At 58.4% G+C, this 13,887-nt stretch carries 15 protein-coding genes; 3 read left to right on the forward strand and 12 right to left on the reverse strand.

Going from position 1 to position 13,887, the window contains the following annotated elements:
- The first annotated feature begins 362 nt into the window (after positions 1-362).
- Entirely contained in the window at positions 363-620 is a 258-nt protein-coding gene (locus JWR14_RS09560) for a DUF4148 domain-containing protein (protein WP_299705057.1), read from the forward strand.
- Positions 621-701: 81 nt separating this feature from the next.
- Here JWR14_RS09560 and JWR14_RS09565 read toward each other — a convergent pair whose 3' ends face one another.
- The 5 genes from JWR14_RS09565 to JWR14_RS09585 all read right to left on the reverse strand — a co-directional run bounded on the left by JWR14_RS09565 (position 702) and on the right by JWR14_RS09585 (position 6,126).
- A complete protein-coding gene (locus tag JWR14_RS09565) occupies positions 702-2,000 on the reverse strand; it encodes an MFS transporter (protein WP_299705060.1) in 1,299 nt (432 codons plus the stop codon).
- A 79-nt stretch (positions 2,001-2,079) separates the two neighbouring features.
- Complete coding sequence (locus JWR14_RS09570) at positions 2,080-2,568, reverse strand: MaoC/PaaZ C-terminal domain-containing protein (protein ID WP_299705062.1); 489 nt, start codon at positions 2,566-2,568, stop codon at positions 2,080-2,082.
- A gap of 220 nt (positions 2,569-2,788) precedes the next feature.
- Complete coding sequence (locus JWR14_RS09575) at positions 2,789-3,937, reverse strand: CoA transferase (protein WP_299705064.1); 1,149 nt, start codon at positions 3,935-3,937, stop codon at positions 2,789-2,791.
- Between the two features lie 79 nt (positions 3,938-4,016).
- Positions 4,017-5,018 (reverse strand): 2-dehydropantoate 2-reductase, encoded by a 1,002-nt coding sequence (locus JWR14_RS09580; protein ID WP_299705067.1) that lies wholly within the window; start codon positions 5,016-5,018, stop codon positions 4,017-4,019.
- Between the two features lie 169 nt (positions 5,019-5,187).
- Complete coding sequence (locus JWR14_RS09585) at positions 5,188-6,126, reverse strand: AraC family transcriptional regulator (protein ID WP_299705070.1); 939 nt, start codon at positions 6,124-6,126, stop codon at positions 5,188-5,190.
- Between the two features lie 184 nt (positions 6,127-6,310).
- Here JWR14_RS09585 and JWR14_RS09590 point away from each other — a divergent pair, with 184 nt between their 5' ends.
- Entirely contained in the window at positions 6,311-6,637 is a 327-nt protein-coding gene (locus JWR14_RS09590) for a hypothetical protein (RefSeq protein ID WP_299705073.1), read from the forward strand.
- Positions 6,634-7,590, forward strand: a complete 957-nt coding sequence (locus JWR14_RS09595; RefSeq protein ID WP_299705075.1) for a LysR substrate-binding domain-containing protein — start codon at positions 6,634-6,636, stop codon at positions 7,588-7,590. The genes JWR14_RS09590 and JWR14_RS09595 overlap by 4 nt, the downstream gene beginning before the upstream one ends.
- A gap of 80 nt (positions 7,591-7,670) precedes the next feature.
- Here the strand turns inward: JWR14_RS09595 and JWR14_RS09600 are convergent, their stop codons facing one another.
- The 7 genes from JWR14_RS09600 to JWR14_RS09630 all read right to left on the reverse strand — a co-directional run bounded on the left by JWR14_RS09600 (position 7,671) and on the right by JWR14_RS09630 (position 13,871).
- Positions 7,671-7,925: a ferredoxin gene (locus JWR14_RS09600; RefSeq protein WP_299705079.1), complete on the reverse strand. Its 255-nt coding sequence runs from the start codon at positions 7,923-7,925 to the stop codon at positions 7,671-7,673.
- 42 nt (positions 7,926-7,967) lie between these two features.
- Positions 7,968-9,065 (reverse strand): cytochrome P450, encoded by a 1,098-nt coding sequence (locus tag JWR14_RS09605; protein ID WP_299705142.1) that lies wholly within the window; start codon positions 9,063-9,065, stop codon positions 7,968-7,970.
- Between the two features lie 256 nt (positions 9,066-9,321).
- Complete coding sequence (locus JWR14_RS09610; protein ID WP_299705082.1) at positions 9,322-10,017, reverse strand: SDR family oxidoreductase; 696 nt, start codon at positions 10,015-10,017, stop codon at positions 9,322-9,324.
- A 162-nt stretch (positions 10,018-10,179) separates the two neighbouring features.
- Entirely contained in the window at positions 10,180-10,494 is a 315-nt protein-coding gene (locus tag JWR14_RS09615; protein ID WP_299705084.1) for a 2Fe-2S iron-sulfur cluster-binding protein, read from the reverse strand.
- A 23-nt stretch (positions 10,495-10,517) separates the two neighbouring features.
- Positions 10,518-11,774, reverse strand: coding sequence for an FAD-dependent oxidoreductase (locus JWR14_RS09620; protein ID WP_299705086.1), 1,257 nt, complete (start codon positions 11,772-11,774; stop codon positions 10,518-10,520).
- Between the two features lie 82 nt (positions 11,775-11,856).
- The gene (locus JWR14_RS09625) at positions 11,857-13,008 is read right to left on the reverse strand and encodes a CoA transferase (protein WP_299705089.1); all 1,152 of its coding nucleotides are present in this window, start codon (positions 13,006-13,008) and stop codon (positions 11,857-11,859) included.
- The gene (locus JWR14_RS09630; protein ID WP_031364767.1) at positions 13,005-13,871 is read right to left on the reverse strand and encodes an enoyl-CoA hydratase-related protein; all 867 of its coding nucleotides are present in this window, start codon (positions 13,869-13,871) and stop codon (positions 13,005-13,007) included. The genes JWR14_RS09625 and JWR14_RS09630 overlap by 4 nt, the downstream gene beginning before the upstream one ends.
- Between the last annotated feature and the right edge of the window lie 16 nt (positions 13,872-13,887).

Genomic DNA, 13,887 nt, shown 5'->3' on the forward strand with positions numbered 1-13,887 from the left:
CAGCCGTGATGAACGCAATAAATGATGCCCTCACGCCATTCCATGCCCGAGTCACGTCACAACCCATCACGCCCGAGAAGATCCTGGTGGCGCTTGGAAAAGTAAAACCAGGTCGCGCGTAATTGGATTCCGGGGTGCAGACATGGCAGCGGCCAACCCTGCCGTCTGCTGAGTGAGCATCTCCTGAACTGAGCCCTGTCGGTGCCGTCTGCGCTTGCCATCCCGAATAATCACTGTTCGCCTGTACGTAACAATCCTTTGCGTGTTCGGTGATCGTTTTTAAGCGTGCTCTTAATTAAACTACGATCTCTGCCGTGACATGACCGTTCTGCGCAAAATTACCAATTTCGAGGGTTCACATTATGAAGATATCAAAGGTTTTCGTGGTCTCTTTGCTCGCCGCTGCAATGCCCGTTTTTGCACAGACGAGTCAACCGCTCAGCCGTGCTGACGTAAAGGCGCAACTTATCCAGGTCGAAATGGCAGGATACAGTCCGGCGGGACTCGACGACACGACCTATCCAGTCGACATCCAGACCGCAGAGGCAAAGGTAGCAAACAACAACCAAGTGGCCGCGACAAGTGTCGGCGGGATAGCTGACGGCTCCCGAGCAAAATAAGCGAGACGCACTGCACCCGCGGCCCAAGACATACCCGTCGAAGATATGCCGGCGATGCATGCACCCCCGTTGTTATTGATGCTACTGCGTCGCGCACGGAGCGCACTTGCTGCAGCGTGGGGCACCCGCCGCCCCGTTCAGATCTGTATCCTTGACCACTAGAACAGTCAGGGTTGCGACAACGGCCGCGGCGGCAGCCAGCCAGAACGCATCGTGATAGCTACCCGTATATTCGTACACCTGTCCGAATACTGCCGGACCGCACCCGAGTCCGAAACTGAAGCAAAACATCAATACGCCGTAAATGGAGCCCAGATGCTGTCGCCCGAATGCGCGCGAGGCCATGTATGCAAGTGCATCGACCTCTGCACCCAGTGCCAGACCTATTAGCACTGCGGCGACTGGTACCGTGATAGCAGACACTCCATAGGTCAAGCACAAAAAGCCTGCTGCTGCGCCGAGAAATACCAGAGCGGTGAGGCGCGGCGCGCGAAATCGATCGAGCAACATCCCGAAGCCGAATCGGGCGACCATCATTGCCACGCCGACCAACGTCATGACAAACGAGCTCTGCTGTGTTTTCAGTCCGTAGTCGGACAAAATAATAGGCAGAACATGTGTGCCCGCGCCGACGACGGCCGAAATCAGAAAAAAGCTAACAGCAATCATCCAGAACGGACGCGTTCGTACTGCCTGGACTAACTTCATTCCGTCAGACCCGCCCGAGGCCATCTTTGACGCATTACGGGCATCCAGATCTGATGCAGCATTCCCGGCCGGTGGCTCATGAATGAGGAACGCCACAGACGGAACGCTCACGAGCCAGACAATGACCGCCAGTCCCACGTAGGCCATGCGCCACCCAAATGCATCGATGAGCGCGGCAGATATCGGCGGCAATAGCGCTACCCCTGCGCCACTGAGGATCATTGCTGAACCAAGTGCCAGGCCAAGGCGTTTGTCATACCAGTTCGCTACGGCCTTGACGTAGGGAACCGGCACTTGCGCGGCGCCCAGCAGGAAGCTCAGTGCGAAAAAGAACACGAAACTTTCCTCGCTCCTCGACATCAGGCCGATAAGCACCACTCCTATGCCTAACGACGGACCGGCGAAACGCGCGACCCTTTTTGCACCAAACCGGTCGACCGCAAGTCCGGTGAAAGGCGACGCGAGCGCGACGAGAAGTTGGCCCCACAGTACGGCAGAACTCACTTCCGCCCTCGACCATCCTGTGTCCACGATGATCGGCTTGAGGAAAACGCCAAAACTGAACAGCAACACCTGGCCAGTACCCAAGAACAAGTTCAGCCCTGCGCCAATCACCACGGTCCTTGCTCGCGCCTTCAGGGAGCGATCGGAAAACCGGTCCACCGAACTCATATTTTTCTCCGGGTTATCGAGTTCGACGTCGCCGCGCCGTCATAGCTGCCCGTCAGCACTCGACAACACTAGCCCGCATTCATATATCTGCCCAGCGTCGTCGCTTCGACCATGATGGCCAGCATCGATAGACGATCTCGGCCTCGAGTGCCGGCTGCTTGCTGGCATCGCACTCGATCACGCATCCCAGTACCAACTGGGCGCCCTCACCCACCGCCTCGACCGACTTCAGGGTCGCATCCAGCCGAATACTCGAGTTCACCGGCACCGGCGCCACGAACCGCAGCTGATTAATTCCGCATTGCATGCCCAGCCCGATATCTTCGAGAAGGTAGATATCGGACAGCAGCGGAACGATCAGGCTCAGGACGAGGTAACTTTGGGCAATAGCGCCTCCGAACGGTCCAAGCGCAGCTTTTTCTTCGTCAATGGATAGCCAGTCCCGGTCATCGGTCGCGGACGCGAACCCGTTGATCATGTCCTTGTTGATTTCAATCCAACTGCTCTTGCCCAGATTAAAGCCTGCGTAGGCTTTGATTCCCTCAACACCCCTCAGGAGTATCGGCACGTCGGCCTCCCGTTATTCATGCGCAACCCATTGCCATCCTGGCAGCCCGTCAATACGCCCTTCAACGCCCCTGGGATCATCGCGGCCGATCTCGCCGGTCACCATCAGCTCCGCAAACCAACTAATTGAACAGGAGAGGTAACCGATGCTGCATGGGTATCTGGCGTGCAAATGCATGTGGACCATCATGATCGATGTCTGACCGGATTTGCGCATCGTCTCAGCCTTTGAACGACTCACCGTTACTGTCGCCAAGCCCAGGTGCGGGGCCGCGCGGCTTCAGCAAATGCCCGTTGTAACGGGCCGGATAGCGAATCGCCCTGAGCGTCCCGGCCGGTGTTTGCAGCTGCGAGTACAGCTCGTTGTGAATGACCTGCGGGTCGGTCAAATGCACGCTCGGTTCATTTACCGGACCTGCGGGAACGTCCAGTTCGCGAAAGCGCTCGAGCCACTCGGCCGTGGTCTTGTCCTTGAGCGGTCCTGCCACTCGCGTGAAGAACGCATGGGTCATTTCCCTACGATCAGTTATCCTCTTGATTTCATCTTTCCATTCAGGATGCCCGACGGCATCGAGCGTTCTGCTGAGCTGTTTGCCGGAAACCGGCGAGAGCACCAGATAACCATCACTGGTCGCAAGCACCGGCTGAGGAGCCAGCGTCACCGGGGCATCGTCGTCAAGAAACGTCCGGTTATGGAACATGTCTGGAAAGTTGTAGTAGGACATGATGTCCAGCATCGATGTCTCGAGATGAACGGCCTTCTGTGATTTGTCGCGCGCAATAAGCCCTGAAAGTGCCATTTGCGCGGCAAAGACAGCGGCAACCTTGTCGGCGAGAAACGTGTTCGTCGCACGCGGTGTACCTCCCGCGGCTTCGTAACTCAACAAGCCAGTACGCCCCTGAATCAGCGCGTCGAATGCGGGCTCTTTCGCCAGCTCGCCGTCAGGGCCGTAGCCGGTAATAGACACTTGTACGAGCCGCGGATTTAGCTGACTCAACTGGTCGAAGCCCAGGCCGAATGATGCTGAAACATGAGGACGCCAGTTCTCGATATAGATATCCGCGTGGCTCAGCAGCTCCTTGAATCGTGATAGATCTTCTGGCGACTTGAGGTCCAGCACAACGCTTCTCTTGCCCCGGTTCGAATTGGTCCACACCGTGCCGACACCTTCCCAGCTATGGCCGAAGTTTCGATAAGGGTCGCCGGATGGAGGCTCGACCTTAATGACGTCGGCGCCCAGGTCGGACAACATCTGCGCGCAGAAGGGTCCGGAAATATAGCTGCATGCTTCCACGACCTTGCAGCCTTCAAGGGGACGCCGGAAGTCGTCGTTCAAACCGGTTGCTAACGAAGATGAGCTGGATGTCATCGGTACCGCTCCTCAGATCGATTGAATGGTGATGCCTGCGCACTCCGCCTTGTCCGGGAGCACGCCGTCGATATGCACTTCAGTGCGCGTGCCCTGCGCTCGCGCGTCCCGCGGTTCGAGCCCGAAGCCGCGCCATAGCCAGGACGGCGTCCAGCGTTGGTGTGCGCACGTCTGTCAACTCGCGCACCGCATGCAATGATCTCTCCAGCGCCTCAAGTTCAAAAGGACGGCCGGCTTCGAGATCCTGCAGCATGGACATCTTGTGATGCGCCGCGCTTAAGGTCATTGCAATGCGCTTGTCCGCGTCCGGTCCAACGCGGATGCCGATTCGCGACGCTATGGCATCCGCTTCCAGCATCATGGCCTTGACGACAGGAACGACATCGCCCGCGTCGCGCATTTCGCCCAGCGAGCCTTGGGTCAGCACCGCTACCGGGTTCCAGCACAAGCTGTTGACGAATTTGACCCAGATCGCCGCGCGTATGTCGTCGCTGACCCTTGAGGGAATACCGCTTGCCGTCAGGAGTTCGCTGAGGTCGCTCGCTCTCTTTGAATGAATGCCGTCCAGCTCGCCGACAGGGCAACCTGCCTTGGCACCGTCCTGGGCAATCACGCCAGGCTCGATCGAGTGAGCACCGATCCAGTACACGCAGCCCAGCACCTGGGAGGCGGGAAGCGCGCGCCATTGATGACCTTCATGATCAATGCGGGGCATTTGCCGGTCCTTGAGCGCGCCCTGCGAACCATGGAAAAAATAGTAAGGGATACCGGTGGTAGGCGGCAGCACGACGGTGTCGCTATCCATCAGGGACGCTATCTGACCCAGCGCTTCATCGACTTGATGGGCTTTGAGCGTGACAAAGATATAGTCCTGCACACCCAGTTCACGAGGGTCCGAGCAGGCGTTGACGCTGACGGTAAAGTCTTCCGACGGAGTGACGATCCTGATGCCGCGTGCGCGAATGGCGTCAAGTGTCTTGCCGCGCGCGATCACGCTGACTTCGCATTGCGTCGACCGGGCGAGATGACCTGCGATGTAGCCCCCAATCGCGCCGCCCCCAAAAATGCACACCTTCAGCATATCGCGCTCTCTTGCAAACCATTCGAGAAATGCCCCGTTCTGAATCCGTCTTTCAATTCAAAAATACGGATTCCTACAAGACATCATGATGTGCAGAAGATAAGCCGTCGCGGGACGCTGGGGCAAATACTAAAAAACGATGGTTCAAGCAGATCCGCCTATAGCTGTTTCAGGCTGACGCGCCGTCACCGCCTTTTCGCCCGGCCCTTCGATAAGACGCCGGAGCATATCCAACAATGCGGCTGAATGCCGTGCTGAAGGCGCTATCGGAAAGATAACCAATCGACAGCGCAATATCATTGATGGAGCGCTCGCTGTGCAGCAGCGCGTCCTTGGCAAGCGCGATTCGCCAGTTCGAGAGGTAGGTTGCCGGCGCCACGCCCACGCGTTCAGAAAATCTGCGTGCGAAAACGGCGCGCGACATGCCAACCTGTTTTGCAAGCGTCGCCACCGTCCAGTGACAAGCGACATCGGCATGCATCTTCTGTAGCGCCAACGCAATATGCGGATCAGCCATGCCACTAAACCATCCCGTGCGTTGTCCCTGCAAGTGCTGCACGGGCCGGCGTAGCACTTCGACCAGCATGACTTCCACCAGCCTGCTCATCACCAGTTCCCGACCCGGCAATTCGCACATCGCCTCCTCGCCGATGAGTTCCAGCACGCGCGTGAGGCGCCCCGCCTCTTCGTCAGACGAACGGATGTAAATAAGATCGGGCAGCAACCCCGAAAGCAGCGCGGCATGCTCGGGTTCGATCTGGAAATAGCCGCCGATGAGCCGCATTGCCTCGCCGCCCGCCCCGTCGTTCCAGCGAACGTAGTCGCCTTCGTTTGCCTTGTCCGCGAGCGCGGCCAGCCGTGGCCCCACGTCCGGGTCACTTGCCAGGCTGTAGCGGGGCTTCGCGGCCAGCAACAGGTAGTCACCCTGCCGCATCAGCAGCGCGGGCCCTGTATCGGGCAGAAACCAGCAGTGCCCGGCCACTACGAGGCAGAAACGAGGCTCGTCGCGCGGCGGAACGGTCATTCCCCAGCGACCTTGAGCGTCGACCGTTTTCCACAGCACCGCCTGTGGGCGCATCAATCTGACGATGTCATTGAGAACATCCAATTGAGACGATCCGTAATGTTTTCGAGATGATCAATTATTGATCATCTCTGCTCGTTTCGATAGCTTACTCAGTAGTCAATCGAACGTCCGCCAACGTAAACGCGTTTCTTTTTCCAGGCGGGATTGGCATGAGACGGACGCTGAACACGGCCCGCAAGAGGCCTTTGAAGCATGGTGGAGACAGATGAGACACCTAAAAAACACGCTCGCTGGCGTGAAGACCGCGATGCGCAAGAGCATCCACAGCAAATCGGGCGCATCGGCCCGGCCGACCCCGACCTCGACCCACTCAACCGTGAGCGCCAGGCTAAGCTGGTTTGTCCGATACGTCGGTCTCGCGCTTTACATGGTCGATCCCGTTCATCGCGTCTGCGATCCCGAGCTTGTTTCCGAGTATGCAAGCGGCCCTGCCCTGAAGTGCGAACTCCCGAGGCAACGCCCGCCTGGATACTGGTTGAGTCTTTTCATCAAGGCCAAAACCCGGAAAGCCGAAGAAGGAACGTGGAAATGAATATCCGCCAGCTTCAATACTTCCTGGCAGTGGCTGCCGAGTTGAATTTCACTCGCGCTTCGGAGCGGGTAAATATCGCGCAGCCGGCTCTGAGTGCCCAGATCATTTCCCTGGAAGAGGAGCTGGGCACCGCGCTTTTCACTCGCGAGAAACGCAAGGTCTTGCTTACTCCTGCCGGTGAGATCCTGGTGGAACACGCACAACGTGTGTTGAACACGGCTTCGGCGGCAATGGCGGCGGTCCGTGCCTCCGGACGCGGCGCGCAGACGCACCTGATGGTCGGATCAATTTACACCGCGATCTATTGTTTCCTGCCCAATACGTTGCGCCTGTTCAAAGAGCTGGCTCCGCATTCCGATGTCAGCTTGCAGGAAATGACCATCTCGCAGCAGATCAATGCGCTGAAGGAAGGTGCGATCGAAGTCGGGTTAGTGCGCGGACATATCTACGACCACAGCATCGTTACCGAGTTGCTCTATCGTGAGTTGCTGGTGGTGGCCGTTCCCGCTGGAAGCGAGTATGACGTGCCTGAAGCGGTGGAACTCAAGGAACTCGCGACGTGGCCACTCATCGCGGTAGCACGCGGCACCGCCACCGAGCGGGGTTATGGCGACAGGATCCTGGACATGTTCGAAGACGAAAACTGCAAGCCCAACATTGCCAAGGAAGCGCATGACATGCACACGTCCGCGTGTCTGGTTGCCGCGGGGATGGGGGTTGCAGTAGTGCCGGCCATCATGCAGCTTATGCAGCCGCTCGGTGTCGCGTATCGCCCGCTCAACGCGCAGACGCCCGGCGTCTCGCTGTCTCTCGCATGGCACAAGGACCGCGTTCCCGCCTTGCTCGGTCCCTGGCGTGAAGCCGCCCGCGCCAATGCCGCCAAGTTGATCGCGAAACATCCGCAGCTCTTTCTGGACACTTCGCGGCTACAGGTAGCAGAGCAGGAAACATGAGCCTACGACCCGTTGCAATGGGCCATCGCCCGTGGCTCTGAACCGCTGTCACCCCGTCACGGCCAGCATGCACGCAAGACTCACTGAGCACGGCCCTCCGGGACCGGGTCGTGGTCCGGAAGCTGTTCGACCTTGATGGCGTGGGACGGGCATTTACGCGATGCCCCCAGCACCTTTTCGTACAGCTCCTGATCCGGATAGACCTGTAGCAGCTTGACCACACCGTCTTCATCGCGCTGATCGAATACGTCACTCGACGACAACACGCACAGACCGGCGCCAACGCAGACGTCCTCATCGACTGTGATGCGCAACTTGAAGTTGTATTTCGACATGCCGTCATCTCCTGATTCGTGTTCTTGCCTTTGCAGCATTCATCACCAGGTGACGGGCAATGTCTCCAGCCCCTGGACAAAGTGGTCCCCCTTGCCGCGGATCTGGTCTTGAGGCACCGCGAATTTCAGGGTAGGGATACGCTCAAAAAGAGAAGCGAAAACAACCTGTAGTTCGACGCGAGCCAACGGCTGGCCCAGACACTGGTGAATGCCGTAACTGAACGCGACGTGGTGGTCCGCCTTTCGAGTGATATCGAATTTCTCCGGATTCTCGAATGCAGCGGCATCGTGGTTGGCACCGGAAATCAAGGCAATGACCCCTTCGCCCTTGCGAATCACCTGACCTGCAACCTCAATGTCTTCAAGCGCGACGCGAAATGCGTTGTAGTGCACGATGGTATGAAGTCGCAGCATCTCTTCAACCGCGTTGCGCAAGAGCGATGGATCGTCGCGCAGGAGTTGCAACTGGTCCGGATTGCTCAGGAAGCTGTACACGCCAAGCGCCATCTGGTTCGCGGTCGTTTCGTGCCCCGCCATCAACAGCAACTCGGCCATGACGACCAGTTCACGGTGGCTCAGATGCCCCGGCCGGACTTGTTCAATAATCAGGCGGCTCAGCAAATCCTCCCTGTTTTCAGGATCCTTCGTGCGCTCGGTGATGAGATTGTCCAGGTAGTTCAAGATACGCTCGGACGCGGCTTTAGGAACTGAAGGGTCGACATCCAGCAAGACCTTCAGCCGGCTTTGCTCCTGGAAAAAACCATGGTCCTTGGCGGGCACATCGAGAATCCAGGCGATGACTTCCGAGGTGAACGGCAGAAAGAGATCCTCAACCAAATTGGCAGGAGGACCTTTACGGAGCACTTCGTCCAGCAACCGGTCAAAAATCGCTCCGATCTTTGGGCGCATCGCGCTGACCCGCTTGATCATGAACTCCTTGGTCAACATGCGGCGAAAGTGACCGTGCTGCGGAGGGTCCATGCGAATAAACGCGGGCTCCAGATCGAGCACTGCGTTACGCGCCGCTGACAGACTGGGGAAACCCGGCACGCTCGGGTTACCGCTGAACCGATTGTCGCCCAGCACCGCGCGAACATCATCGTAGCGGGTGCACAGCCATGCGCTGGTCCCATCCCACATCTGCACCTGGACTGGCCCCGGTTGGTGCTGGAATTCCCTGTATTCCCGCGGCGGAAGAAAAGGGCACTGCCTCGGCATCGGAAACGAGGGCGTGTTCGAGGGCTCGTTCGATCGCTTGTTAGAGGGTGTGTTGATAGGACATCCCGACATTCTTCCTCCGGTCACATTGAACGCTTGCCGCTTCGAACCAGGGCGGTGCGCAAGCAAGGCGCACCTGTGATTGAAGGGCTCAAAAAGACATTTACCGACAGGCGTCTCAGAGGCCGCCGTTGACGTCCAGCGTTGCCCCGGTGATGTAGCTGGCGTCATCGCTAACAAGGAAACCCACAGCCGCAGCAATTTCCTCAGGTTCGGCTGCACGCCGCAGGCCCGATCCGGCGATCAGCTTGTCACGAATTTCCTTCGGCACCTTCTCGCCCATGGCTGTGTTTATCGTGCCCGGCGAGACTGCGGCGACGCGAATACCGTGCGGTCCCAAGGGTTTCGCCAGACTCTTGGTGAGATTGACAATCGCTGCTTTCGAACCGCCGTAATCGGGAACGCCGCTGCCAACCGTCGCGACAATCGACGCGAGGTTGACAATCACGCCACCACCGCCCTTCTTGATCAGGCGCCTGGCGACTTCCTGGCTAAGGAAAAATGGGGCGCGCGTGTTCACGCCATAGGTGAAGTCATAGTCCGACGGTGCAATGTCGAAGAAGGTCTTGCCGTGCCATACGCCAGCATTGTTGACCAGCACACGAATCGTTCCGTATTCTGCATCGATTGCTTCAACGGACGCCACGATCTGTTCGTAGTCCGTCACATCACATTTCCGATACGCGTAGTCACCTTTTCCGGAATCCGCAATATCGAACCCGACAACCGTATAGCCCCGTTCGGTCAGATTCTTGCAAATCGCTTGCCCGGTCAGACCATTGGATCCTGTGACAATCGCTACTTTGCTGGTCATGCATCACCTCTTCTCACAATATGGTTTCGGAACAAAACTTCATGTCTATCCTCGTGCAAGAGGAGCTAGCTTCAAGGTTCCGTCCAATACCCACACAGGTCCAATATTATTTAACGAGAACCTGAGACCTAATTCCTATCGTCATGATGGGAGCACCCGCACTCATGCAGCAGGAATCATCACGACCAAGCCGTTCAAATCGGGGGTAACTTCAATCTGGCAACTCAAGCGGCTGTTAGTACGCCAGGCTCTGGAGGCCTCCAGCATGTCCTTCTCGATATCGCAGGCCTCGCCAACCACACCTATCCAGGCCTCATCGACATAGACCTCGCAGGTGGCGCAACTACACGCACCGCCGCACTCGGCGGCGATCCCTTCAATCATATGGTCCACCGCTCCCTGCATGACGGAGCTTCCAACGGGAACGTCCACCTCGAAGGTCTTGCCGTTGGACTGGAGATAGTTGATTACTGGCATTGCAGACTCCTCTCATTGCGTAATCAGTTAGGTACATCGCAGGTAGACATGTCGCTCCGGGCGCCGTCGAGTAAAACCTTCAGTGCAATGCTCTCGTCGGCCAGTTGTTCGGGCGTAAGCTCGATGCCCTCCGAGATCAGGTTTTTGCTGACCATGAACTCCTGAGGACGATTCACACAATCTGCGGCAACCAGCTTTCCCATTTTCAGGTAGAACGCGCTAAAGCTTCGCCCTACTGATCGGTTTCCCCGAACCACGACTTGATCATAGCCCTCGTTCAAGCCGGCGATTTGCAGCTTGATATCGTATTGATCTGACCAGAACCACGGTAATGCGGTGTAGGGTTTTTCCTTGCCGCACAAGGTGGCCGCGGCGCTTTTTGCCTGCTCCGTTGCGTTCGGCACCGACTCGAGCCGGATATAGCCATAGAATGGAGACGGGTGCATCGTGCAGTCACCGGCCGCGACAATATCGGGGTCTGACGTACGAGCAAACGCGTCCACCAGGATTCCATTGCCGGTGGCCAGCTCCGCTGCAGTCGCCAGTTCAACATTGGGTGTCACGCCGACGCCGATAATTACCAGGTCCGCGGGAAAGTGGCTGCCATCTGCGCAGACGACCCTCTCAACGCGGGCCTCTCCTTCGAACCCGCTCACCGCCATGCTGGTACGAATGTCGACGCCCTCTTCGCCGTGCACGCGCTGGAAAAACTCGGAAACCTGTTGAGCAGTGACTCGCGCCAGCACGCGGGGTGCCATCTCCAGCACGGTGACACGCATGCCAAGTTTGTTCAGTACTGCGGCCGTCTCGAGACCGATATAACCACCGCCCACAATCACCGCGCGGCCCTCGGGCCGTACGCCCAGCTTGATGCGATTGATGTCCTCGATATCGCGAAGATAGTGGACACCGGCCAGAGCCGATCCTGGCAGGCTGACGGTCTGCACCCGCGTGCCGGTACAGATTGCCAGTTTTCCGTAGGCGAGCTCTTCGCCGCTACGCAGCGTGATGGTCTTTCTAGTCCGATTGATCGACTCGACGCGCTCGCCCAGTCGAAATTCAATGCCGAACCGCGTGTACACATCCGCTCCACGGATCAGCAGATCGTGAGCGGACTTTTCTCCCGACAGGTAGGCCTTGGAAAGCGGCGGCCGGTGATACGGAAGACAGGTTTCGTCACCGATGACCACGATCGGGCCCAGCCACCCTTCCTGACGCAAACTCGGCGCCAATTGCGCGGCGGCATGACTCGCGCCGATGATGATGCACGTCTCGTGCATGGGATAATCCTCCTTCCGTCTGACCCGCACTGCCATTTCAACAAATGCGTGAGCTGACTATTTACCGGTCCTGCCCAGCCATTTACCGCCAGCTCGCGCCTTTCTCCGTCAGCACCTCGTCGTTGTGCTCACCCAGCATCGGCGGCGAACGCAAGATATGCGTTGGCGTTCCGGAAAACTGGAGCGGGTTGTTGATGACTTTGAATGCACCGCCCTTCGGGTGATGCAGGGTCTTGAGCAGCGTGTCCACCACATGTTGGTCGCTGAACACTTCGGGCCAGGTCCTGACCGCTCCGTAGATTGCGCCCGCAGCCGACAACGCCTGCTCCCAATGAGCCAGATCACGGCTGGCGAAGATCTCCGAGAGGCGAGCGTCCACCGCTTCGCGGTTCGCAAGGCGGGCGTCCTTGGTTGCAAAACGCGGGTCGGTCTTGAGTGCGCTTGCACCGATGGCGTCGCACAGGATGTGCCAGAACTTGTCGTTGATCGTGATGATCATGATGTCCCTGCCGTCTGCGCTCGCGTAGGTATTGTTGGGCACGATATCCCAATGCTGGTTACCCATGCGCACCGGCGTTTTCCCTGTCAGGTCGAAGTACACATCGCGCGGCACCTGACTGAAGATGCTCGCATCGAGCATCGACAGGTCGACCCGTTGCCCTTCACCCGTGCGTTCGCGAGCTTGCAACGCGACCAGGATCCCGATGGTTGCAATGAGCGCAGTCACCAGGTCAGAGAATGGGAAGCCCGTCTTGAGCGGCCCGGACTCTTGCGTACCGGTCACCTGCATCACGCCCGAGACGGCCTGAATGATCATGTCCAGTGCCGGCCGGTTCTTATCCGGTCCCGTGCGTCCAAATCCGGAGATCGAACAATAGACGAGGCGTGGATTGACCTTGCGCAGATCGTCGTAACCCAGGCCCGCTTTGTCGGTCAGGCCCGGGCGAAAGTTTTCAACCAGCACGTCGGCTTGTGCGGCCAACTCGAGCGCAGCAGCTCGCCCTTCTTCGCTCTTGAGGTCCAGCACGATGCCGCGTTTGTTCCGGTTGACGCCCAGAAAAAACGCACCGTCGCCACCCAGCGTGGTTTCTCCCGAGCGACGGAACGGATCGCCCTCCGGTTGCTCGACCTTGATCACGTCGGCGCCCGAATCACCGAGCAGCATGGTCGCGAACGGCCCCGTCATCATCTGCGTGAAGTCGAGAATCTTCAGTCCCTGCAGCGCCGTGCTCATTCTTCTTCCTTCTTCACATAGAACGCTTCGCGATCGTGGTTCGACGCGCGCACGCCCTTGTCGCGGCGCTGCTTCATGAAGTTGTATTCGTCAGCCTCGTAGCGCACGTTGGTGGCAAGCGTATGCAGCATGTGTCCATACGAGAACTGGCTCGTGATGCCCAGGGACTCCATCGCGAGATTGGTGGCCGCCTTGCCCATGACAATGCCGTCGCGCGGCAGACGCACGATACGCTCAGCCCACTCCTCGCCGGCATCCGAGAGGGAAGCACGCGGGACCACCTTGTTGACGAGGCCGTTGGCGAGGCACGTTTGTGCATCCCAGACGTCGGCCATCAGCAGCAGCTCGCGGGCCTTGCGCGGCCCCATCGCCATCATTTCCCAGGCTGCAAAATAGGCCGCGCCTGATAGCCCGAGCTTTTGCTCGGGATGACCCATTTTCGCTGTGTCGGCTGCGATCACGAGATCCGAGGCCTCGGCAAGATACAGCCCGCCGCCGAGGCAATAGCCCTTGACCAGCGAAAGCGTCGGTTTGAGAAATTTGAATACGCGCTCAAAGCGCTCGAGATAACGTTTGTCGTGGAGAAGGCGCGCACGCTGGCTGGGTTTGCGCGGACGGCCCTTGTCGTCATAGGTGGTCTCGCCGTACTCGTTACCCACTTCGGCCAGATCATGCCCGGTGGTGAAGTCTTCACCCGCACCCTGCAGGACAACCACGCGAACGTCATCGTCGGCCTCGGCGAGATCGTAGCCTTCCATCAACTGATCCAACATTGCGTTGGTCATTGCGTTCTTCTTCTCGGGACGATTGATGGTGATGTACGCCCGCCCATCTTTCGCCAGGTAATCGATACTGCCCGTCATGTCCTGTCTCCTTCGC

The organism is Caballeronia sp. (assembly GCF_028292365.1).
Classification (GTDB): Bacteria; Pseudomonadota; Gammaproteobacteria; order Burkholderiales; family Burkholderiaceae; genus Caballeronia.

What these genes read in the sequence shown, in the direction of transcription:
- JWR14_RS09565 (WP_299705060.1), bottom strand. Translation starts at nt 2,000, where the DNA reads ATGAGTTCGGTGGACCGGTTTTCCGATCGCTCCCTGAAGGCGCGAGCA.
- JWR14_RS09610 (WP_299705082.1), bottom strand. Translation starts at nt 10,017, where the DNA reads ATGACCAGCAAAGTAGCGATTGTCACAGGATCCAATGGTCTGACCGGG.
- JWR14_RS09590 (WP_299705073.1), top strand. Translation starts at nt 6,311, where the DNA reads ATGAGACACCTAAAAAACACGCTCGCTGGCGTGAAGACCGCGATGCGC.
- JWR14_RS09620 (WP_299705086.1), bottom strand. Translation starts at nt 11,774, where the DNA reads ATGCACGAGACGTGCATCATCATCGGCGCGAGTCATGCCGCCGCGCAA.
- JWR14_RS09605 (WP_299705142.1), bottom strand. Translation starts at nt 9,065, where the DNA reads ATGTGGGATGGGACCAGCGCATGGCTGTGCACCCGCTACGATGATGTT.
- JWR14_RS09595 (WP_299705075.1), top strand. Translation starts at nt 6,634, where the DNA reads ATGAATATCCGCCAGCTTCAATACTTCCTGGCAGTGGCTGCCGAGTTG.
- JWR14_RS09630 (WP_031364767.1), bottom strand. Translation starts at nt 13,871, where the DNA reads ATGACGGGCAGTATCGATTACCTGGCGAAAGATGGGCGGGCGTACATC.
- JWR14_RS09615 (WP_299705084.1), bottom strand. Translation starts at nt 10,494, where the DNA reads ATGCCAGTAATCAACTATCTCCAGTCCAACGGCAAGACCTTCGAGGTG.
- JWR14_RS09575 (WP_299705064.1), bottom strand. Translation starts at nt 3,937, where the DNA reads ATGACATCCAGCTCATCTTCGTTAGCAACCGGTTTGAACGACGACTTC.
- JWR14_RS09580 (WP_299705067.1), bottom strand. Translation starts at nt 5,018, where the DNA reads ATGCTGAAGGTGTGCATTTTTGGGGGCGGCGCGATTGGGGGCTACATC.
- JWR14_RS09625 (WP_299705089.1), bottom strand. Translation starts at nt 13,008, where the DNA reads ATGAGCACGGCGCTGCAGGGACTGAAGATTCTCGACTTCACGCAGATG.
- JWR14_RS09560 (WP_299705057.1), top strand. Translation starts at nt 363, where the DNA reads ATGAAGATATCAAAGGTTTTCGTGGTCTCTTTGCTCGCCGCTGCAATG.
- JWR14_RS09600 (WP_299705079.1), bottom strand. Translation starts at nt 7,925, where the DNA reads ATGTCGAAATACAACTTCAAGTTGCGCATCACAGTCGATGAGGACGTC.